The following is a 20,978-nucleotide window of genomic DNA, read 5'->3' on the forward strand; positions in this document are numbered from 1 at the left end:
CCATCCCTCAAGGATGTCCGCGACCAACCTCAACCGGACCTTTTTCAATGAGGCAACGTATCCAGTTCCACGGACCTTTTCCATGAGTCAACGCGGGTGCTTGCAATCACGGACGATCTGGGGTAGACAGGAAGGCTGCTTTGCCGTATTGTAGATATTTGCGTCTTCCCTGTTAACCTTCAGCCTTCATATAGCGGTGGGCTTTACCTCTCAGCTGCGTCATTGACGTGCCGTTCCGAAACGTGCATGGCTATGAGCAGACTGGGTCCGGGTCATATAGCGGAACCGGATTAAGTATCCTGCGGAGCACTCCGCGGAATGCAAACGGGGGAGATCTGAAAACGCCTGAAGGTCTGTGGAAGGATCCCTCTTGGTCGCCTCGAGCACCTCTAATAACGAAACCGCTAACACGACAAGCACCGATGGTGCCACCCGTCGCCTCTCATTCGCAAAGATTCACGAACCCCTGGATGTTCCGAATCTTCTCGCCCTGCAGACGGACAGCTTTGACTGGCTCGTCGGAAACGAACGCTGGCAGGCGCGGGTAGCGAAGGCTGTCGAGGAGGGCGACCTCAGCGTCGCCACCACCTCCGGACTTGCCGACATCTTCGAAGAGATCTCCCCAATCGAGGACTTCCAGGGCACCATGTCCCTGAGCTTCTCCGAGCCGGAGTTCGCTGACCCGAAGTACACCATGGCCGAATGCAAAGACCGTGACGCCACTTACTCGGCCCCGCTGTACGTCAAGGCCGAGTTCATGAACAACAACACGGGCGAAATCAAGCAGCAGACCGTGTTCATGGGCGACTTCCCCCTCATGACTGAGAAGGGAACGTTCGTCGTCAACGGCACCGAGCGTGTCGTTGTCTCCCAGCTGGTCCGTTCGCCGGGCGCCTACTTCGAGCGCACCGCCGACAAGACCAGTGACAAGGACATCTTCACTGCGAAGATCATCCCGTCCCGCGGTGCCTGGTTCGAACTCGAAATCGACAAGCGCGACCAGGTCGGCGTCCGCCTCGACCGCAAGCGCAAGCAGTCGGTCACGGTTCTCCTGAAGGCCCTCGGTTGGACCGAAGGCCAGATCCTGGAAGAGTTCGGCCAGTACGACTCCATGCGCGCAACGCTGGAGAAGGACGCTACCGAGACCCGCGAAGACGCGCTCCTGGACATCTACCGCAAGCTGCGTCCGGGCGAGCCGCCCACAGTCGAGGCTGCCCAGTCCCTGCTGGACAACCTGTACTTCAACGCCAAGCGCTACGATCTGGCCAAGGTTGGCCGTTACAAGATCAACCGCAAGCTCGGCATCGACCGTTCCCTTGGTGACAAGGAAGCTTCGGTCCTGCACGTTGAAGACATCGTTGCCATGATCAAGTTCCTCGTTGCGCTGCACGCCGGCGAGAAGACCATCATGGGCAAGCGCGATGGCGAAGACCACGAGCTCCGCGTCGACATCGACGACATCGACCACTTCGGCAACCGTCGCATCCGCGCCGTGGGCGAACTGATCGAAAACCAGGTCCGCACCGGTCTTTCCCGCATGGAACGCGTCGTCCGCGAACGCATGACCACGCAGGACGTCGAGGCCATCACGCCGCAGACGCTGATCAACATCCGTCCCGTTGTTGCAGCCATCAAGGAGTTCTTCGGAACCTCCCAGCTGTCGCAGTTCATGGACCAGAACAACCCGCTTTCGGGTCTGACCCACAAGCGCCGCCTGTCGGCACTTGGCCCGGGTGGTCTGTCCCGCGACCGCGCAGGCATGGAAGTCCGAGACGTTCACCCGTCGCACTACGGACGTATGTGCCCCATCGAAACCCCTGAAGGCCCGAACATTGGTCTGATCGGTTCGCTGGCTTCCTACGGCCGCATCAACCCGTTCGGGTTCATCGAGACGCCGTACCGCCTGGTTTCCAACGGTGTTGTCTCCGACGAGGTCCAGTACCTCACCGCCGACGACGAGGCTGAGGTCCTGATTGCACAGGCCAACGCTCCGCTGGATGCTGACAAGAAGTTCTCTGAAGAGACTGTCCTTGTCCGTGCCCGTGGTGGTGGAGGCGAGCCCGTTCTGGTTCCGGCCGCAGACGTTCAGTTCATGGACGTTTCCCCGCGCCAGATGGTGTCCGTTGCAACGGCCTTGATCCCGTTCCTCGAGCACGACGACGCCAACCGTGCCCTCATGGGTGCCAACATGCAGCGCCAGGCCGTGCCGCTGGTCCGTTCCGAGGCTCCTTTCGTGGGCACCGGCATGGAGCGCGCAGCAGCCGTCGACGCCGGTGACGTTGTCATCGCGAAGAAGGCCGGTGTGGTCACCGAGGTTTCCGCCGAACTCGTTGTCATGATCAACGACGACGGTACCGAGACCAACTACCGCATCAACAAGTTCGCCCGTTCCAACCAGGGCAACTGCTACAACCACCGCGTCCTGGTCAACGAAGGCCAGCGCCTGGAGGTTGGCGGCATCATCGCTGACGGTCCCGCAACGGACCAGGGTGAGCTTGCCCTCGGTAAGAACCTCCTCGTGGCATTCATGTCATGGGAAGGCCACAACTTCGAGGACGCCATCATCCTGTCCCAGCGCATTGTTGCTGAGGACGTCCTTTCCTCCATCCACATCGAGGAGCACGAAATCGATGCCCGCGACACCAAGCTTGGTGCCGAGGAAATCACCCGTGACATCCCCAACGTGTCCGAGGAAGTCCTGGCTGGCCTGGACGAGCGCGGCATCATCCACATCGGTGCCGAGGTCGAAGCAGGCGACATCCTGGTAGGCAAGGTCACCCCGAAGGGTGAAACCGAGCTGACCCCGGAAGAGCGCCTTCTCCGCGCGATCTTCGGTGAGAAGTCCCGCGAAGTCCGCGACACCTCCCTGAAGGTGCCCCACGGCGAGTCCGGTACGGTCATCGGCGTGCGCGTCTTCGACCGCGACAACGACGACGAACTGCCCCCGGGCGTGAACCAGCTGGTCCGCGTCTACGTTGCAGCCAAGCGCAAGATCACCGACGGCGACAAGCTCGCCGGCCGTCACGGCAACAAGGGTGTTATCTCCAAGATCCTCCCGATCGAGGACATGCCCTTCCTTGCAGACGGTACGCCGGTGGACATCGTCCTGAACCCCCTGGGTGTTCCGGGCCGAATGAACGTTGGCCAGGTTTTGGAAACCCACCTTGGTTGGGTTGCCAAGACCGGTTGGAAGATCGAAGGCGAGCCGGAGTGGGTCAAGAACCTCCCGAACCTGCCCCGCGAAACCGGCCAGACCACCGTTGCCACCCCGGTGTTCGATGGCGCCCGCGAAGAAGAAATCACGGGCCTGCTCGACTCCACCAACGTGACCCGCGATGGCGACCGCCTGATCGACTCCTCCGGCAAGACCCGTCTGTTCGACGGCCGCTCCGGCGAGCCGTTCCCGGACCCGATCTCCGTCGGTTACATGTACATCCTGAAGCTCCACCACCTGGTGGACGACAAGATCCACGCGCGCTCCACCGGCCCGTACTCCATGATCACGCAGCAGCCGCTGGGTGGTAAGGCTCAGTTCGGTGGCCAGCGCTTCGGTGAAATGGAAGTGTGGGCGCTCGAAGCTTACGGTGCCGCCTACACGCTTCAGGAACTCCTCACGATCAAGTCGGATGACATCCATGGTCGTGTGAAGGTCTACGAAGCCATCGTCAAGGGCGAAAACATCCCTGAGCCTGGCGTTCCCGAGTCCTTCAAGGTCTTGATCAAGGAAATGCAGTCGTTGTGCCTGAACGTGGAAGTTCTTTCCACCGACGGAACCACCATCGAGATGCGTGACTCTGATGACGCAGTCTTCACGGCTGCGGAAGAACTGGGTATTGATCTGTCCCGCGCAGAGCCCAGTTCCGTAGAAGAGGTCTAGCAGCGGTTCCGGCGGGCGGTCATCAACCACTGTCCGCCGGAACAGCTCCCTCTTCCCGTAACCAAGACTTCAGAATTTAGAGAACAAGAGAGAACAGGGACCATATGTCCAGCGAATCCTCCTTCGGCCTCATGCAGATCGGCCTCGCCACCGCGGAAGACATCCGTGGCTGGTCTTACGGTGAGGTCAAGAAGCCGGAAACCATCAACTACCGCACGCTCAAGCCCGAGAAGGACGGCCTCTTCTGCGAGAAGATCTTCGGCCCGTCACGTGACTGGGAATGCTACTGCGGCAAGTACAAGCGCGTCCGCTTCAAGGGCATCATTTGTGAGCGTTGTGGCGTCGAAGTCACCCGCGCCAAGGTGCGCCGTGAGCGCATGGGCCACATCGAACTGGCTGCGCCTGTAACCCACATCTGGTACTTCAAGGGCGTTCCCTCGCGCTTGGGCTACCTCTTGGACCTGGCACCGAAGGACCTTGAGAAGGTCATCTACTTCGCTGCCTACATGATCACCAGCGTTGACACCGAAAGCCGTCACGCCGAACTGCCGAACCTCCAGGTTGAGCACGACCTCGAGAAGAAGCAGATGATCGACAACCGCGACAGCGACATCGCCACGATCGCCCGCGACCTTGAAGACGAGCTTGCCCGTCTGGAAGGCGAAGGCGCCAAGGCTGCCGACAAGAAGAAGGCCCGCGACTCTGCAGACCGCCAGATGGCGAACGTCCGCAAGCGTGCCGACGCCGACATCGAGCGCCTTGAGCAGGTCTGGGACCGATTCAAGAACCTCAAGGTCGCCGACCTCGAAGGCGACGAAGGCCTCTACCGCGAACTGCGCGACCGTTACGGTCTGTACTTCGAGGGCTCCATGGGTGCCGAGGCCATCAAGAAGCGCCTCGAGACCTTTGACATGCAGGCTGAGGCTGAGTCCTTGCGCGACACCATCCAGAACGGCAAGGGCCAGCGCAAGACGCGTGCCCTGAAGCGCCTGAAGGTTGTCAACGCGTTCCTGACCACCAATAACAGCCCGCTCGGCATGGTACTGGACGCCGTCCCGGTCATCCCGCCGGAACTGCGCCCGATGGTCCAGCTGGATGGTGGCCGCTTCGCGACTTCCGACCTCAACGACCTCTACCGTCGCGTGATCAACCGCAACAACCGCCTCAAGCGCCTGCTTGACCTCGGTGCTCCGGAGATCATCGTCAACAACGAGAAGCGCATGCTTCAGGAAGCTGTTGACAGCCTCTTCGACAACGGTCGTCGTGGCCGTCCCGTCACGGGTCCGGGCAACCGTCCCCTGAAGTCCCTGAGCGACATGCTCAAGGGCAAGCAGGGTCGTTTCCGCCAGAACCTGCTCGGCAAGCGCGTCGACTACTCCGGCCGTTCGGTCATCGTCGTCGGCCCGCAGCTGAAGCTGCACCAGTGTGGTCTGCCCAAGCAGATGGCCCTGGAGCTCTTCAAGCCGTTCGTGATGAAGCGCCTGGTTGACCTCAACCACGCCCAGAACATCAAGTCGGCAAAGCGCATGGTCGAGCGTTACCGTCCGCAGGTTTGGGACGTGCTGGAAGAGATCATCACCGAACACCCGGTGCTGCTCAACCGTGCACCTACCCTGCACCGCCTCGGCATCCAGGCCTTCGAACCCCAGCTTGTGGAAGGCAAGGCAATCCAGCTTCACCCGCTGGTTTGTGGCGCCTTCAACGCTGACTTCGACGGCGACCAGATGGCAGTCCACCTGCCGCTGAGCCCGGAAGCCCAGGCCGAAGCACGCATCCTGATGCTGTCCTCGAACAACATCCTGAAGCCGTCCGATGGCCGTCCGGTGACCCTGCCTTCGCAGGATATGATCATCGGCCTGTACCACCTGACCACCAAGCGTGTCGGTTCCGCCGGTGAAGGCCGTGTCTTCTCCTCGGTTTCGGAAGCAATCATGGCGTACGACGCCCGTGAGCTGCACCTGAACTCCCAGGTCAAGATCCGCCTCGACGACTTCGTGCCGTACGCAGGTTGGGAAGCCCCGGAAGGTTGGGAGCCCGGTCAGCCGGCCCTCGTCGAAACCTCCCTCGGCCAGGTCATCTTCAACCAGACCCTGCCTGAGGACTACCCCTGGGTTGAGGCTGTTGCGGACAAGGGCGAACTGTCCCGGATCGTCAACGACCTCGCAGAGCGTTACCCGAAGGTTGTCACGGCCGCAACGCTGGACAACCTGAAGGATGCCGGTTTCTACTGGGCCACCCGTTCAGGTGTCACGGTTGCAATCTCCGACATCGAGGTGCCGACGTCCAAGCCCGCCATCCTGGCTGGTTACGAGAACATGGCCGCCAAGATCCAGGGCCAGTACGACAAGGGCCTGATCGACGACGACGAGCGTCGCCAGGAACTGATCGAGATCTGGAACAAGGCAACCAACGAGATCGCCCAGGCGATGCGCGACAGCCTGTCCCCGATGAACACCATCAACCGCATGGTGTCCTCCGGTGCACGTGGTAACTGGATGCAGGTCCGCCAGATTGCGGGTATCCGTGGTCTTGTGGCCAACCCAAAGGGTGAGATTATTCCTCGCCCGATCAAGTCCTCCTACCGTGAGGGCCTGTCGGTTCTGGAATACTTCATCGCCACGCACGGTGCCCGTAAGGGTCTGGCCGATACTGCTCTGCGTACCGCCAACTCGGGTTACCTGACCCGTCGTCTGGTGGACGTTTCGCAGGACGTCATCGTCCGTGAAGAGGACTGTGGTACCGAGCGCGGTCTGGTCACCCCGATCGCCGTGCCGGATTCCAACGGTGAGCTCGTCCTGGACGAGAACGTCGAGAACAGCGCCTACGCACGTACGCTGGCTGTCGACGTCGTCGATGCCCAGGGCAACGTCCTGGCTGCCGGCGGCACCGACTGCGGCGACGTCGTCATCGACCAGCTGCTGGCTGCAGGCATCACCGAAGTCAAGGTCCGCTCCGTACTCACCTGTGAGTCCAAGGTCGGTACCTGTGCGCTTTGCTACGGCCGTTCGCTGGCCACCGGCAAGACCGTTGACATCGGCGAGGCTGTTGGCATCATCGCCGCACAGTCCATCGGTGAACCCGGTACCCAGCTGACCATGCGTACGTTCCACACCGGTGGTGCTGTCTCCGCCGGTGGTGGCGACGACATCACCCAGGGTCTGCCCCGTATCCAGGAGCTCTTCGAAGCCCGTACTCCGAAGGGTGTGGCACCGATTGCTGAAGCAGCCGGCCGCATCACCATCGAGGAGTCCGAGCGCCAGATGCGTTTGGTCATCACTCCGGACGATGGTTCCGAAGAGATCGCCTACCCGGTGCTGCGCCGTTCACGCCTCCTCATCGAAGATGGCGAGCACGTCAGCGTCGGCCAGAAGCTGATCAACGGTCCTGTGGACCCGAAGCAGGTTCTGCGCATCATGGGTCCGCGTGCTGCACAGAAGTTCCTCGTGGACGAAGTGCAGGGCGTTTACCGCAGCCAGGGTATTGGTATCCACGACAAGCACGTCGAGGTTATCGTCCGCCAGATGCTGCGCCGCGTGACCGTCATCGAGTCCGGCGACTCCGACTTGCTCCCCGGTGAGCTTGCAGAGCGCGCCCGCTTCGAGGACGAGAACCGCCGCGTCGTGTCCGAGGGCAAGTCCCCGGCTTCGGGTCGTCCGGAACTCATGGGTATCACCAAGGCTTCCTTGGCTACCGAGTCCTGGCTGTCGGCCGCTTCCTTCCAGGAAACCACCCGCGTCCTGACGCAGGCGGCAATGGAAGGCAAGAGCGATCCTCTGCTCGGCCTGAAGGAAAACGTCATCATCGGTAAGCTCATCCCGGCTGGTACGGGTCTGCCCCGCTACACAGAGGTCACTGTGGAGCCGACGGAAGAAGCAAAGGCAAGCCTGTTCACGGGCCCCAGCGCTTTCACCGACTTCTCCTATGACGCCCTGGGTGGCGACGGCGCTCCCGAGTTCCACGCCATCCCGCTGGATGACTACGACCTCGGCAACGACTTCCGGTAACCGGAAGCTGACGCTGTAACGGTCGGGCCCCGCACTTTCGAGTGCGGGGCCCGACCCGTTAACGGCAGCTTGCCGGCCGGTTCGCCGGGGGAGTGGAGGACGACGGCGGCACCTGGCTGCCGCCGTCGCCCTCCATACACCCGATTAAGGCCTCAGATCAAGCCGTGCTAGACTTTTGGTAATTGTTCTGTGTGGCAGTGGATGAAGGCCGCCGCAGCATCATTTTGGTTTTGTTCTCATGGTGCTGGGTGGAGCCTGTTTCCGGGTTGCGGGCAACATGCGCAACGAATGCCGCACTTTTGCACGCCTACCGGAGTTTCGGCCGGCTGCACGAGCAACGCCAAAGTTCCCACGTTTACACAGGCTGGCGCCTGTGTGTGGGGGCAGAGATCAAACAACGGAGAACACGAAAGTGCCTACGATTAACCAGCTGGTCCGCAAGGGCCGCACGCCGAAGGTCTCCAAGACCAAGGCTCCCGCGCTGAAGGGCAGCCCGATGCGCCGCGGTGTTTGCACCCGCGTTTACACCACCACCCCCAAGAAGCCGAACTCGGCTCTTCGTAAGGTGGCACGTGTACGCCTCAACGGTGGCGTGGAAGTTACCGCTTACATCCCCGGTGTTGGCCACAACCTCCAGGAGCACTCCATCGTGCTCGTCCGTGGTGGTCGTGTGAAGGACCTTCCGGGTGTCCGCTACAAGATCGTCCGCGGCGCGCTCGACACCCAGGGTGTCAAGAACCGCAAGCAGGCCCGCAGCCGTTACGGCGCAAAGATGGAGAAGAAGTAATATGCCTCGCAAGGGTCCGGCCCCGAAGCGGCCGCTAGTTTCCGATCCCGTTTACGGCTCCCCGTTGGTCACTCAGCTGATCAACAAGGTTCTGGTTGACGGCAAGAAGTCCACCGCAGAGCGCATCGTTTACGGCGCACTCGAAGGTGCACGTGCCAAGTCCGGCGGCGACCCCGTTGCCGCTCTCAAGAAGGCCATGGACAACGTCAAGCCTTCCCTCGAGGTGCGTTCACGCCGCGTTGGTGGCGCCACCTACCAGGTTCCGGTTGAGGTCAAGCCGGGCCGCTCCACCGCCCTCGCTCTGCGTTGGCTCGTGGGCTACTCCAAGGCCCGCCGGGAGAAGACCATGACCGAGCGCCTCCAGAACGAAATCCTGGATGCCTCCAACGGTCTCGGTGCCGCTGTCAAGCGTCGCGAAGACACCCACAAGATGGCCGAGTCGAACAAGGCCTTCGCACACTACCGCTGGTAAAACTTCCCGAACGCCGCCGGCTCCACAGAGCCGGCGGCGGACGTGTAGTCCATCCGAAAGGGAGACCCCGTGGCACAGGACGTGCTTACCGACCTTAACAAGGTCCGCAATATCGGCATCATGGCCCACATCGATGCCGGCAAGACCACCACTACCGAGCGCATCCTGTTCTACACGGGTGTGAACCACAAGATCGGCGAGACGCACGACGGCGCCTCGACGACTGACTGGATGGAACAGGAAAAGGAACGCGGCATCACCATCACGTCTGCCGCCGTGACTTGCTTCTGGAACCAGAACCAGATCAACATCATCGACACCCCGGGCCACGTGGACTTCACGGTTGAGGTTGAGCGCTCCCTGCGCGTCCTCGACGGCGCAGTTGCAGTGTTCGACGGCAAGGAAGGCGTGGAGCCGCAGTCCGAGACTGTTTGGCGCCAGGCTGACAAGTACAACGTTCCGCGTATCTGCTTCGTCAACAAGATGGACAAGCTGGGTGCCGACTTCTACTTCACCGTAGACACCATCATCTCCCGCCTTGGTGCCAAGCCGCTGGTCATGCAGCTGCCGATCGGTGCCGAGAACGACTTCATCGGCGTGGTTGACCTCCTCGAAATGCGTGCGCTGGTATGGCCTGGCGACGCAAAGGGTGACGTCACCATGGGCGCTTCCTACGAAGTGCAGGAAATCCCGGCGGACCTCCAGGCCAAGGCCGAAGAGTACCGCGCACAGCTCGTTGAGACTGTGGCCGAGGCTTCCGAAGAGCTCATGGAGAAGTACCTCGAAGGTGAAGAACTCACCCTTGAGGAACTCAAGGCCGGCATCCGCAAGATGACCATCAACTCCGAGCTGTACCCCGTGTTCTGTGGCTCTGCCTTCAAGAACCGCGGCGTGCAGCCGATGCTTGACGCTGTTGTCGACTTCCTGCCGAACCCGCTCGACGTCCCGCCGATGATCGGTCACGATCCCCGCGACGAAGAGAAGGAACTCACCCGCAAGCCGTCTGCAGATGAGCCGTTCTCGGCCCTCGCCTTCAAGATTGCTGCGCACCCGTTCTTCGGCCAGCTGACCTTCGTCCGCGTGTACTCCGGTCACGTCGAGGCCGGCGCCCAGGTTGTTAACTCCACCAAGGGCAAGAAGGAACGTATCGGCAAGCTGTTCCAGATGCACGCCAACAAGGAAATGCCTGTTGAAGGCGCTACCGCGGGCCACATCTACGCAGCCATCGGTCTGAAGGACACCACCACGGGTGACACCCTGTGCGATGCCAACAACCAGATCGTCCTCGAGTCCATGAGCTTCCCGGAGCCCGTGATCTCGGTTGCCATCGAGCCCAACACCAAGGGTGACCAGGAGAAGCTCTCCACGGCCATCCAGAAGCTCTCCGCTGAGGACCCGACCTTCCAGGTCTCCCTCAACGAAGACACGGGCCAGACCATCATCGCCGGCATGGGCGAGCTCCACCTGGACATCCTGGTGGACCGCATGCGCCGCGAGTTCAAGGTCGAGGCAAACGTCGGCAAGCCGCAGGTTGCTTACCGCGAAACCATCAAGCGCGCAGTCGAGCGTCATGACTACACGCACAAGAAGCAGACCGGTGGTTCGGGTCAGTTCGCAAAGATCCAGATTGCGATCGAACCGATGGACACCGCTTCGGGCGAACTGTACGAGTTCGAGAACAAGGTCACTGGTGGCCGCGTTCCGCGCGAATACATCCCGTCTGTTGACGCCGGTATCCAGGATGCACTGAACGACGGCGTCCTGGCCGGTTACCCGGTTGTCGGCATCAAGGCCACGCTGATTGACGGCGCGTCCCACGATGTTGACTCCTCGGAAATGGCGTTCAAGATCGCCGGACGTATGGCTTTCAAGGAAGCTGCACGCAAGGCGAACCCTGTCCTGCTTGAACCGCTGATGGATGTTGAGGTCCGCACACCTGAGGAATACATGGGTGATGTTATTGGTGACCTGAACGCCCGCCGTGGCCAGATGCAGTCCATGGAGGACGCAGCAGGTGTGAAGGTTATCCGTGCACACGTTCCGCTGTCCGGCATGTTCGGCTACATCGGTGACCTGCGGTCCAAGACCCAGGGTCGCGCTGTGTACTCCATGACGTTCAACAGCTACGCGGAGGTCCCGAAGGCAGTAGCCGACGAGATCATCCAGAAAACCCGCGGCGAGTAATCTCCCGGTAACGGATGCAATTCCGGTATCGGGAAGGCATCTAAGCGCAAGTGGCGGGGCTGTGGCGAGAGCTGCAGCCCGGCCCCCTGCGCAAACAGGCTCTAGGAACTATCATTGGTTCCTGAATCTGCAATTTCACCAAAACCAAGCCCCCAAGTAGACTTGCTAAAGTTTCTGCCGCGAAAAGCGCGGCCGAGGAGCACTTCACTTGAAATCGTTCTAGGAGGAACCTGTGGCAAAGGCAAAGTTCGAGCGGACTAAGCCGCACGTCAACATCGGCACCATTGGTCACGTTGACCACGGTAAGACGACGCTGACTGCCGCCATTTCCAAGGTGCTGTACGACCAGTACCCGGATCTCAACGAGCAGCGCGACTTCGCGTCGATCGACTCCGCTCCGGAAGAGCGCCAGCGCGGTATTACCATCAACATCTCCCACGTGGAGTACCAGACCGAGAAGCGCCACTACGCACACGTAGACGCCCCCGGTCACGCTGACTACATCAAGAACATGATCACCGGTGCTGCCCAGATGGACGGCGCAATCCTCGTGGTTGCTGCAACCGATGGTCCGATGGCTCAGACCCGTGAGCACGTTCTGCTCGCCCGCCAGGTTGGTGTTCCCTACCTGCTGGTCGCACTGAACAAGTCCGACATGGTTGATGACGAAGAACTCCTCGACCTCGTCGAAATGGAAGTTCGTGAGCTCCTGAGCTCGCAGGGCTTCGATGGCGATGAGGCTCCGGTTGTTCGCGTTTCCGGTCTCAAGGCTCTGGAAGGCGACCCCGTTTGGGTCAAGTCCGTCCAGGACCTGATGGCAGCTGTCGACGAGTCCGTTCCGGACCCCGTACGTGACCGCGACAAGCCGTTCCTGATGCCCATCGAAGACGTCTTCACGATCACCGGCCGTGGCACCGTTGTTACGGGCCGCGCCGAGCGTGGAACCCTCGCCATCAACTCCGAGGTCGAGATCGTCGGCATCCGCCCGATCCAGAAGACCACGGTTACCGGTATCGAGATGTTCCACAAGCAGCTCGACGAAGCATGGGCCGGCGAGAACTGTGGCCTCCTGCTCCGCGGTCTCAAGCGCGACGATGTCGAGCGTGGCCAGGTTGTCGTCAAGCCGGGTTCCATCACCCCGCACACCGACTTCGAGGCCAACGTCTACATCCTCTCCAAGGACGAAGGCGGACGTCACAACCCGTTCTACTCCAACTACCGCCCGCAGTTCTACTTCCGTACCACGGACGTAACCGGCGTTATCACCCTGCCGGAAGGCACGGAAATGGTTATGCCTGGCGACAACACTGAGATGACCGTTGCGCTCATCCAGCCGATCGCTATGGAAGAGGGCCTCGGCTTCGCTATCCGCGAAGGCGGCCGCACCGTTGGTTCGGGACGTGTCACCAAGATCATCAAGTAGTCACTGCTTGTAGATCGGTGATCTCCCGGCCCAGCCGGTAGTTTGCTTGGAAGAACCCCATCGCTTCGGCGGTGGGGTTCTTCTTTGCTATCATTTATCTATCGAATGGATAAACGCTGGCTGATGCCCCTCGGCCGGTGACATCAAGGAGTTGCCATGAATGCCCTGTTGGTCGTGATGCTGCTTGCCCTAACCGCAGTGGTCAGCCATGCGCTGGGTCGGAGGCAGGGGCGCAGGGCATCGGAGGGGGAGGGCCCAGCCGGCTCGCCTGCCCGGGGCATGAATGAACAGGCGTATCACGCCGGATACCTGGCCGGCCACGTTGCCGGGTGGCGGGACGCTGAAGCCAGGCGCCAGGGGAGCGGCGCTCCGTCGGTACAACCCGCCTCCGTATCGCCCGCCCACATGCAGCCGGCGCCCCCAAGGCCCATGGCTGTCCAGCCGCCGCCATTACGGCCATTGCCATTCCAAGCAGAGCCGGTTCCTCCAACTGTCCTACCGGCACCGAGGCCTCAGCCCCAGCCAGTGACCCCGGAGGAAATGGCGGCCCGGAAGGCTAAACGGGATCAGCAAAACATCAACATCACCCTTTACGTCGCCAGCTTGTTGTTGGTGGCCGCGGGTGCGCTGTTCGTAGGAACGAGCCTTCCGGAGCTTTTCCGTTTCGCTGGGATCTGGTTCATCACGGTGTTGTTCTACGTGGCCGGCATGATCCTTCATGCAAAGATCCCGCGCCTGCGACCCGCAGCTACGGCCTTTGCAGGCACTGGACTTGCACTGATCCCGGTCACTGGACTTGCGATGTACAACTTTGTACTCCACAACGGCCCTGCTGCGTGGCTGGTTACCTCGTTGCTGGGAACTCTCGTGTATGCGTTCACGGCCGTCAAGCTGGACAACAGGGTCCTGGCCTACTTGTCGATCAGTTTTGTCGTTTCCACTGCGTGGTCGGGAGTCTCCGTCCTTGGGGGCGCATTGGTCTGGTACTTCACGGCCTTGATTGCTGTGGCCGTACTGCTTACGCTGGGCGCCTTGCTTCGGCCGCGTTGGATCCCTCCACTGTATGTCCGCCCCTTGATGTTGCTCCATCCTTACGTTGTTCCACTGGTGGCCTTGGCGGTGACCTTCACTCCCCAACTGTTGTCAAAGGGCGAGTACGCGCTGGTCATGCTGATGTGCGGCACCTACTTCTCAGTGATGGTGCTGGTCCCCAGTGCCAGGTACCGGCTGCAGCATTTCTACGCCGCCCGCGTTGCACTGACGTTGTCAGTCGTCGGGCTCGTATGGGATGTTGCCTCCGATATCAGAACGGTGTTGATGGCGGTTATCGTCTGCCTGGGCGTCCAGTCCCTTGGTGTCGCTTTCGGGGGTGTCAAACTTGCACCGCGGGTGTGGTGGGCTGACGCAGTGTCCTGCTGGGGCCTGCAACTTCTGCTCGCCGCCATCCTGACCGCGGTCCTGGGGACAGGTACTTATGACATGCCCGTCCAGCTTCCCCTTTACGTGGCCCTGCTAACGGCAATGGTGCTGGGATGGAGGCTGGCCCGGGGTCCCGTTCCTGCTGCCGCAGCAGTGCTCTTTGCCCCGGCCGCCGTGGTGGCTGTGGCGCTGGCTTTGTCGTTCCTGCTGGGCGCATGGCCGTCTGCTGTGGTCCTGGCATCAGCCGGTTCCTACTGGTTCCTGATGGCCGTGCTGCTGCCTGTCCTTCACCGCCAGCAGCTGATTCTTGCTGGCCGGATAGCCCTGACTGCGGCCGTGCCTGCCGTGGTGGCAGGGATCCTGGACGGAAGCCCAAACAGGGTTGCCTTCTCGCTGTTCTCACTTGTGGCAGCGGCGGGTCTGCAGGAACTTGCCAGTGCAGTCCTTGTGCGTGGTGGTGTCCGGCTCGTGGCTCCCCAGGCCACCGCAGCGGCATTCGGTGCCACCTCCATGGCCGCCCTTGCGCTGCAGGCGATCTTTGACCACGGCGCTGGCCGACCCTCAGTTTCTGCCTCGGTGGCAGTGGTTCTCCTCGCTGGAGTTGCCTCCGGGATGTTGATGTTGAACCGTCGGGTGGTCGGGCAGGCCGCTGGCGCGTGGACCCCCACAACCGGAGAAGTGTTGGCACCGGTGTCTGGGTTGGTGTCCTGGGTGATCGCCGCTACGGCAATCTCCATGACCATGGCGAACGTGGTGCTCCTGGTGACTGTGGCGTATTTCTGCGCTACGGCATTGCGGCTGCCCGGCATGTATCACCGGCAAAGCTACTGGTGGCTGGCTCGGGCAGCAGGCACTTTGCTTGCCGCCTCGGCCTATGTCGACGCGCTGCACGGAGGCTGGTTCGTACTCGTGGCAGGTGAGATTCCCAGCGTGCGCTTGGTGGTGGCCGCATTGGCCGCCCTGCAAATGTCACTGCCTTTGGCCGGTCGTTTCCAGCGTCGCTTCCCGACGGCCTCCGTCATTGACGCTGCAGCCCTGTTGGCCGTGATGGCAGGTGCCACTGTTGCCCTGTCGGTTGGTCCCGCTATGCGGTTCGAGGGTCAAAGCTGGCAGCCCGGGTTCGTGGCAATCGGCACCGCCCTCGCAGCGGTGGCCTCCACTCTGAGCCTGCATCGTCGCGCCGGAGCGTGGATCTTCGCTCCTGCCGCGCTAATGGTGCTGCTGCCGCTCCGGCTCGGAAACGTGCTGGACGTCGAAGTCCTCCTGGGCATCTTCACTGGCTGCAGTGTGCTCATGATGGGCCTGGTCCGTAATTCCCGGGTGCGTGGCGGCTACCTTGTGGCAGTACGCGTTCTTGGGACGGCGTTCACCGCCGTGGTGGTCGCCGACATTACGGAGTCGGCGGCTGCGGTAACCATGGCGCTGGCCGCGCTTGGGTTGCTCCAGCATGCACTGACGCTGTTCCTGCGCCGCCGGCGCGTGGATGTCGCCTTCCAGCAGCCGACGACGTGGGTCGCCTTGGTCGCCCAGGTTGTGCTTCCCGGTGCCTACCTTTTGGCCGGCGATTACGACGGCGGTGGCCGTTGGGTGGTCATGTTTGGCTTGGGCGTCGTCCCGGTAGCAACGGCAGTGGCTCTGCGTTTCCTGAACGTGCGTGGTTCCCAGTATTTGGCCACGGTTTCAATCGGGGCACTGGTGATCTCAGCAGGGCCGGCGTTGCACTTCCCTTCGTCCACGTGGATGTCATTGCCGCTCCTTACCAACTCGCAGGTGGTCTTGGTGTTGCTGGGGCTCGCGGCGTCCATGGTGCTCATTCGGATCGCCTTCCCACCGCGGTTTGACGCCCAAGAGACCACTGCGCTGCAGATCCTTGAGCAGTGGTTCTGGCTGGCATCCGCGGCAGGCTTCGTGGTGGTTGGCGGTCTCCTGTCCTTGTCCGTGGACCAGGCGCTGACCGGTTGGTCAGTACTGGTACTCGCGGCTAGCCTGTTTGCGGCTTCCCACCTGGAACGTCTGCCCCGGCTCTACCTTGCGGCCGCACCCTTGGTGCTGCTCGGTGCGATACCCGCCGTCGAGGGTTTGCTCCGCAACCTGCCGCCCGGCGTGTGGGCGCATTACGCGGTTTGGCTCCTGGGTGCCGGGGGAGCGGCAGCTGCCCTGTATGCAGCAAAGATGTTCGGGCCTCCGTCAATTCGCAGCGTGCCATGGCGGCGGAGAGCCCTGGCGGTCACCGCGGTGGCCGGCTTTGCCTGGGCGGCGGTGGTCGGGCTGGTCCACGATGAGACTGCCTTGGTGGCGTTTGTGCTGGTGTCAGCTACAGGCGCCCTTGTGGTGGCTGAGGTTCCCCGGGGGAAGTGGCTCGCCGGGGAGGTGGCAGGCCTGGCATCAGTAGCGGCCCTTCAGCGGGCGGTGCTGTTTGTGGACGCCGCAAGCCCTGACTGGTTCTGGACCGTGCAGTGGTACACGGTCGCCGTGGCCGTTATAGCAGGACTGCGCTACATCAGGGGGCAGCGCAGTGAAGGCTTGCTGCGCTTGTGTGTCGGCGCCGGCAGCCTGTCCCTGACGTCGATTGGGACCATCTTCGGCGGAACGCCGGGACAGCAGCTGTACGTCCTGGTAGCCCACGTGGTTCTGCTCGCGGCGGGACTCGTGCTCGCCGAACGCGTACTGGTGACGTGGGGAGCCGTGGGCGTGGTGCTGAGCATCATGTGGGCCCTTCGCACCTATGCCTTTGCGATGCTTGCGCTTGTTGCCGTGGGGCTCATCGTCCTCGCCGTGTGGCGGTTGAACCGCAAGCCGCCAACCGGACCCGGCGGCCCGGACCCTGGAGCGGATGCAAGCAATCCGGCACCCTCGCAGGGCTATGGTGGCATCCGATAGTGTTGCATTCCAAGGAGAGGAGCGCAGAGTGGAATTCCTGATTTTCCTGGCAGTCATAGCTGCCATTGGTGGTGTGGTGCTGTGGGGCCGCAAGAACTTCCGGCAAGAGATCGACAGGGCCAAACGCATCAGGCGCGCCAATAAGAACCAGTAGCATCCGGGGGACAAACCGGCTTCCGGAACACCCGGGAGGATTTAACCTCCTTGGGCTACATCCCCTGTCGGCGTGCGCGAGCCAACGCCCGCAGCCAGTAAAACGATTCCTTGGGGGTTCGCTCCAACGTTTCGAAGTCCACATGGACCAAGCCGAAGCGCTGCGAGTAGCCAGCTGCCCACTCGAAATTGTCCAGCAGCGTCCACACGTAGTAGCCGCGCAGATCCACACCTTCCGCAGCGCCGCCCGGGCCCGTCGCCGTCACGGCGTGGCCCAGGTGCTCAGCCAAGTACGTGATGCGGTTGGTGTCCTGGATGGGTGCGTCTACGTGGGCCGGCTCCGGATAGCTGGCACCCCCTTCGGTGATGTAGACAGGGGGCAAAGCATCCCCATACCGCTGCTTCATCTCCTGGAGCAACGTAGAGAGTTGCTCGGGGGCCTCCGGCCAACCGAAGCCGGTGGTTTCGTACTCCTGGTAGGCGGCAAGGTGGAACGGGACATTCGTCATCTCTTCGGCTTGCCCGGTAGGAATCTCGGCTGGCCCCCGTCCTGACGCCACTTTGATGGGGTAGTAATAGTTCAGGCCGTAGAAGTCCAGGGGCTGGCTGATGGTTTCGAGGTCTCCGTCGAGTACAGGACCCAAGGAACGAAACCAGGGCCACAAGGGAAGTGACGGCTTGGGGTACTGGCCCAGGAGGACGGCATCGGCGTAGATGCGGTTCAAAATCAGGTCCAGGGCCTCTGCCATCAGGCGGTCCGAGAGCCGGTTGCTCGCGGGCCGGACGGGGGAGTGCATATTGGACAGCCCGATCTTCCCTTTGACGCCCTCCGCCCGCAGTGCTTGGACCGTCAGTCCGTGGCCCAACAACTGGTGATGTGCGGCGGGAAGGCAGTCGAACAGGAGTTCGCGGCCCGGGGCGTGTGCGCCCAATGCATAGCCTTGCAGGGTCACCGAGACAGGTTCGTTGACCGTGACCCAGTGGTCCACCCGGTCACCGAACTGGCGCGCGGCCACGGCGCCATACTCGGCGAGACGCCCCGAGGTGTCCCTGTTCATCCAGCCGCCTGCATGTTCGAGGGGGAGCGGAGTATCCCAGTGATAAAGGGTGACCATGGGGGAGATGCCGGCGGCCAGGAGTTTGTCCAGCAAACGATCATAGAAGTCCAGGCCGCGCTGGTTGATCGCGCCCTTGCCGTCCGGCTGGATCCTGGGCCAGGACAGTGAGAACCGGTAGGAATCGATGCCAAGCTCCTGCATCAGGGCTATGTCCTCATCCGCGCGGTTGTAGTGGTCGCACGCCACGGCGGGGGAGCCGCCGTCGACAATTGCGCCCGGCTTTTCCGCGAAGGCGTCCCACCCGGACGGGCCACGTCCGTCAGCAGTGAGCGAGCCCTCAATCTGGAAGGCGGCGGCCGCCACCCCCAGCGTGAAACCAGGCTGCAAGCGTGCAGCGAGATCTTCCACTGAGCCTGAATCCTGGACGGACATGCCACCATCATCCACAGTTGGCGGGTGCCCGGCAATGGCCATTCAGGGGTCGATTGGCCTTTACTCCGGATTTCCGCCATACTGGATGAGTTGTTCAAGCGCTTCTTCGTGTCCCGATCCGGATAATGCCGGGTGTCAGGGTCCAGGTTGAAGCCCAAACATAACCCTGAACCCCATGGAATGCGGTCGAGTCTGCGTGGAAATCGCGACACGCCCGACCGCGGGGGTCGGTGCGCCGGCAGGTTGAGGAACCCGGAATATCCGGATTCAGCTTGTGCGGCGTGTGGTGGTAAAACCTCAAACGCCTCGGCGGCCACATCAACAGGTAAGTAAACAGAGCAGCCCTAACTAGAGCAGCACTAGCTGAAAGAGAGTCAGGCGACATGGCGGGACAAAAAATCCGCATCCGGCTGAAGTCATATGACCACGAGGTCATTGATGTTTCAGCGCGGAAGATCGTTGAGACGGTCACGCGCGCAGGCGCAACGGTAGTCGGCCCGGTGCCGCTGCCCACGGAGAAGAACGTTTACTGTGTTATTCGCTCTCCTCACAAGTACAAGGACAGCCGTGAGCACTTCGAAATGCGTACTCACAAGCGTCTGATCGACATCATCGACCCCACGCCGAAGGCTGTTGACTCGCTTATGCGCCTCGACCTGCCTGCAGACGTGAACATCGAAATCAAGCTCTAGGGAGGTGCTGAGAGACTATGACCGCAACCCGTAACGTAAAGGGCCTGCTGGGCACGAAGCTCGGCATGACCCAGGTCTGGGACGAGAACAACAAGCTCATCCCGGTAACTGTCGTCCAGGCTGACTCCAACGTCATCACGCAGCTGCGCAACGCAGACGTCGATGGCTACGTCGCCGTCCAGATCGGCTACGGCCAGATCGACCCCCGCAAGGTCACCAAGCCGCTGGCTGGTCACTTTGAAAAGGCTGGCGTCACCCCTCGCCGCCACGTCGTCGAACTGCGTACCGCAGACGCCGCATCCTACGAGCTGGGCCAGGAGCTCTCTGTTGAGATCTTCGAAGCCGGCCAGAAGATCGACGTCGTCGGCACCTCAAAGGGTAAGGGCTTCGCCGGTGTTATGAAGCGTCACGGCTTCCACGGCGTTGGCGCTTCCCACGGTGCCCACAAGAACCACCGTAAGCCTGGCTCCATCGGTGGCGCATCCACCCCGAGCCGCGTCTTCAAGGGCCTGAAAATGGCCGGCCGCATGGGCGCCGAGCGTCACACCACGCTGAACCTCACGGTTCACGCTGTTGACGTTGAGAAGTCGCTGCTCCTTATCAAGGGTGCCGTCCCCGGTGCCCGCGGCCAGGTCGTACTCGTACGCACCGCCGTGAAGGGAGCCTAGTTCAATGACTAGCACTGTCAAGGTAGACCTGCCTGCAGAGATCTTCGACGTCCAGACCAACGTGCCCCTGCTGCACCAGGTCGTCGTCGCACAGCTCGCTGCTGCACGCCAGGGTACTCACAAGACGAAGACCCGCGCCGAGGTTTCCGGTGCAGGTCGCAAGCCGTTCAAGCAGAAGGGCACCGGCCGCGCCCGTCAGGGTTCAATCCGTGCTCCTCACATGACCGGCGGTGGCGTTGTCCACGGTCCGACACCTCGTGACTACAGCCAGCGCACCCCCAAGAAGATGAAGGCTGCTGCACTCCGCGGCGCCCTGTCTGACCGCGCCCGCAACGGCCGCATCCACGTCATCGCTGAACTGGTAGCCGGCACCAAGCCGTCCGCCAAGGAAGCACTGGCTTCGCTGCGCTCCGTTACCGAGCGCAAGAACCTGCTCGTTGTTATCGAGCGCGCCAACGATGTTGCTGCACTGTCCGTGCGCAACCTCCAGGATGTTCACGTTCTGTACGCAGACCAGCTGAACACCTACGACGTGCTCATCTCCGACGACGTGGTCTTCACCAAGGCTGCTTTCGAGGCGTTCGTCGCTGACAAGGCAAAGAACGAGGAGGCCTCCAAGTGAGCGTAACCACCATCAAGGATCCGCGCGACGTCGTGCTTGCACCCGTCGTCTCGGAAAAGAGCTACGGTCTGATCGACGAAGGCAAGTACACCTTCCTGGTGGACCCTCGCTCGAACAAGACCGAGATCAAACTGGCCGTTGAGAAGATCTTCTCGGTCAAGGTTGACTCGATCAACACCATCAACCGTGCCGGTAAGCGCAAGCGCACCAAATTCGGCTGGGGACAGCGCAAGAGCACCAAGCGTGCGATTGTCACCCTCAAAGAAGGCACAATCGACATCTTCGGCGGTCCGCTCGCGTAGCGGAG

Annotated in this window: 13 protein-coding genes; 12 read left to right on the plus strand and 1 reads right to left on the minus strand. The window is 61.9% G+C overall.

What is annotated here, in order from left to right; genetic code table 11:
* Window positions 1-370 precede the first annotated feature (370 nt).
* The 8 genes from rpoB to AB0N72_RS10355 all read left to right on the plus strand — a co-directional run bounded on the left by rpoB (window position 371) and on the right by AB0N72_RS10355 (window position 17,200).
* On the plus strand, window positions 371-3,877 hold the full coding sequence (gene rpoB, locus AB0N72_RS10320; RefSeq protein WP_363930349.1) for a DNA-directed RNA polymerase subunit beta: 3,507 nt from the start codon (window positions 371-373) through the stop codon (window positions 3,875-3,877).
* A gap of 104 nt (window positions 3,878-3,981) precedes the next feature.
* Window positions 3,982-7,881 carry a DNA-directed RNA polymerase subunit beta' gene (locus AB0N72_RS10325; protein ID WP_363930350.1) on the plus strand — a complete coding sequence of 1,300 codons (3,900 nt, stop codon included), beginning with the start codon at window positions 3,982-3,984 and terminating at the stop codon, window positions 7,879-7,881.
* 412 nt (window positions 7,882-8,293) lie between these two features.
* Entirely contained in the window at window positions 8,294-8,668 is a 375-nt protein-coding gene (gene rpsL / locus AB0N72_RS10330; protein ID WP_009358312.1) for a 30S ribosomal protein S12, read from the plus strand.
* Window position 8,669: 1 nt separating this feature from the next.
* Window positions 8,670-9,140, plus strand: a complete 471-nt coding sequence (gene rpsG, locus AB0N72_RS10335; RefSeq protein WP_003803829.1) for a 30S ribosomal protein S7 — start codon at window positions 8,670-8,672, stop codon at window positions 9,138-9,140.
* A gap of 69 nt (window positions 9,141-9,209) precedes the next feature.
* A complete protein-coding gene (fusA, locus tag AB0N72_RS10340) occupies window positions 9,210-11,324 on the plus strand; it encodes an elongation factor G (protein ID WP_144659413.1) in 2,115 nt (704 codons plus the stop codon).
* A 232-nt stretch (window positions 11,325-11,556) separates the two neighbouring features.
* Window positions 11,557-12,747 carry an elongation factor Tu gene (gene tuf / locus AB0N72_RS10345; RefSeq protein ID WP_018776689.1) on the plus strand — a complete coding sequence of 397 codons (1,191 nt, stop codon included), beginning with the start codon at window positions 11,557-11,559 and terminating at the stop codon, window positions 12,745-12,747.
* Between the two features lie 525 nt (window positions 12,748-13,272).
* Window positions 13,273-17,046, plus strand: coding sequence for a hypothetical protein (locus AB0N72_RS10350; RefSeq protein ID WP_363930351.1), 3,774 nt, complete (start codon window positions 13,273-13,275; stop codon window positions 17,044-17,046).
* Between the two features lie 28 nt (window positions 17,047-17,074).
* Window positions 17,075-17,200 (plus strand): hypothetical protein, encoded by a 126-nt coding sequence (locus AB0N72_RS10355; protein WP_363930352.1) that lies wholly within the window; start codon window positions 17,075-17,077, stop codon window positions 17,198-17,200.
* Window positions 17,201-17,255: 55 nt separating this feature from the next.
* On the opposite strand, the gene AB0N72_RS10360 is transcribed toward AB0N72_RS10355, so the two are convergent.
* Complete coding sequence (locus AB0N72_RS10360) at window positions 17,256-18,689, minus strand: GH1 family beta-glucosidase (protein ID WP_363930353.1); 1,434 nt, start codon at window positions 18,687-18,689, stop codon at window positions 17,256-17,258.
* A 383-nt stretch (window positions 18,690-19,072) separates the two neighbouring features.
* On the opposite strand from AB0N72_RS10360, the gene rpsJ reads away from it, so the two are divergent.
* From rpsJ to rplW, 4 genes are read left to right on the plus strand one after another with little or no spacing between them, the layout of a single operon-like run.
* Window positions 19,073-19,381 carry a 30S ribosomal protein S10 gene (gene rpsJ, locus AB0N72_RS10365; RefSeq protein ID WP_003803825.1) on the plus strand — a complete coding sequence of 103 codons (309 nt, stop codon included), beginning with the start codon at window positions 19,073-19,075 and terminating at the stop codon, window positions 19,379-19,381.
* Between the two features lie 17 nt (window positions 19,382-19,398).
* Window positions 19,399-20,049, plus strand: coding sequence for a 50S ribosomal protein L3 (gene rplC / locus AB0N72_RS10370; protein WP_018776685.1), 651 nt, complete (start codon window positions 19,399-19,401; stop codon window positions 20,047-20,049).
* 4 nt (window positions 20,050-20,053) lie between these two features.
* Complete coding sequence (gene rplD, locus AB0N72_RS10375) at window positions 20,054-20,671, plus strand: 50S ribosomal protein L4 (RefSeq protein ID WP_235517124.1); 618 nt, start codon at window positions 20,054-20,056, stop codon at window positions 20,669-20,671.
* Window positions 20,668-20,973, plus strand: a complete 306-nt coding sequence (gene rplW / locus AB0N72_RS10380; protein ID WP_011775593.1) for a 50S ribosomal protein L23 — start codon at window positions 20,668-20,670, stop codon at window positions 20,971-20,973. The genes rplD and rplW overlap by 4 nt, the downstream gene beginning before the upstream one ends.
* Window positions 20,974-20,978: the final 5 nt, after the last annotated feature.

Origin of the sequence: Paenarthrobacter sp. NPDC089307 (assembly GCF_040685055.1) — a bacterium.
Taxonomy (GTDB): Bacteria; Actinomycetota; Actinomycetes; order Actinomycetales; family Micrococcaceae; genus Arthrobacter.

What these genes read in the sequence shown, in the direction of transcription:
- AB0N72_RS10325 (WP_363930350.1), top strand. Translation starts at nt 3,982, where the DNA reads ATGTCCAGCGAATCCTCCTTCGGCCTCATGCAGATCGGCCTCGCCACC.
- rpsG (WP_003803829.1), top strand. Translation starts at nt 8,670, where the DNA reads ATGCCTCGCAAGGGTCCGGCCCCGAAGCGGCCGCTAGTTTCCGATCCC.
- AB0N72_RS10360 (WP_363930353.1), bottom strand. Translation starts at nt 18,689, where the DNA reads ATGTCCGTCCAGGATTCAGGCTCAGTGGAAGATCTCGCTGCACGCTTG.
- rpsJ (WP_003803825.1), top strand. Translation starts at nt 19,073, where the DNA reads ATGGCGGGACAAAAAATCCGCATCCGGCTGAAGTCATATGACCACGAG.
- rplC (WP_018776685.1), top strand. Translation starts at nt 19,399, where the DNA reads ATGACCGCAACCCGTAACGTAAAGGGCCTGCTGGGCACGAAGCTCGGC.
- rplD (WP_235517124.1), top strand. Translation starts at nt 20,054, where the DNA reads ATGACTAGCACTGTCAAGGTAGACCTGCCTGCAGAGATCTTCGACGTC.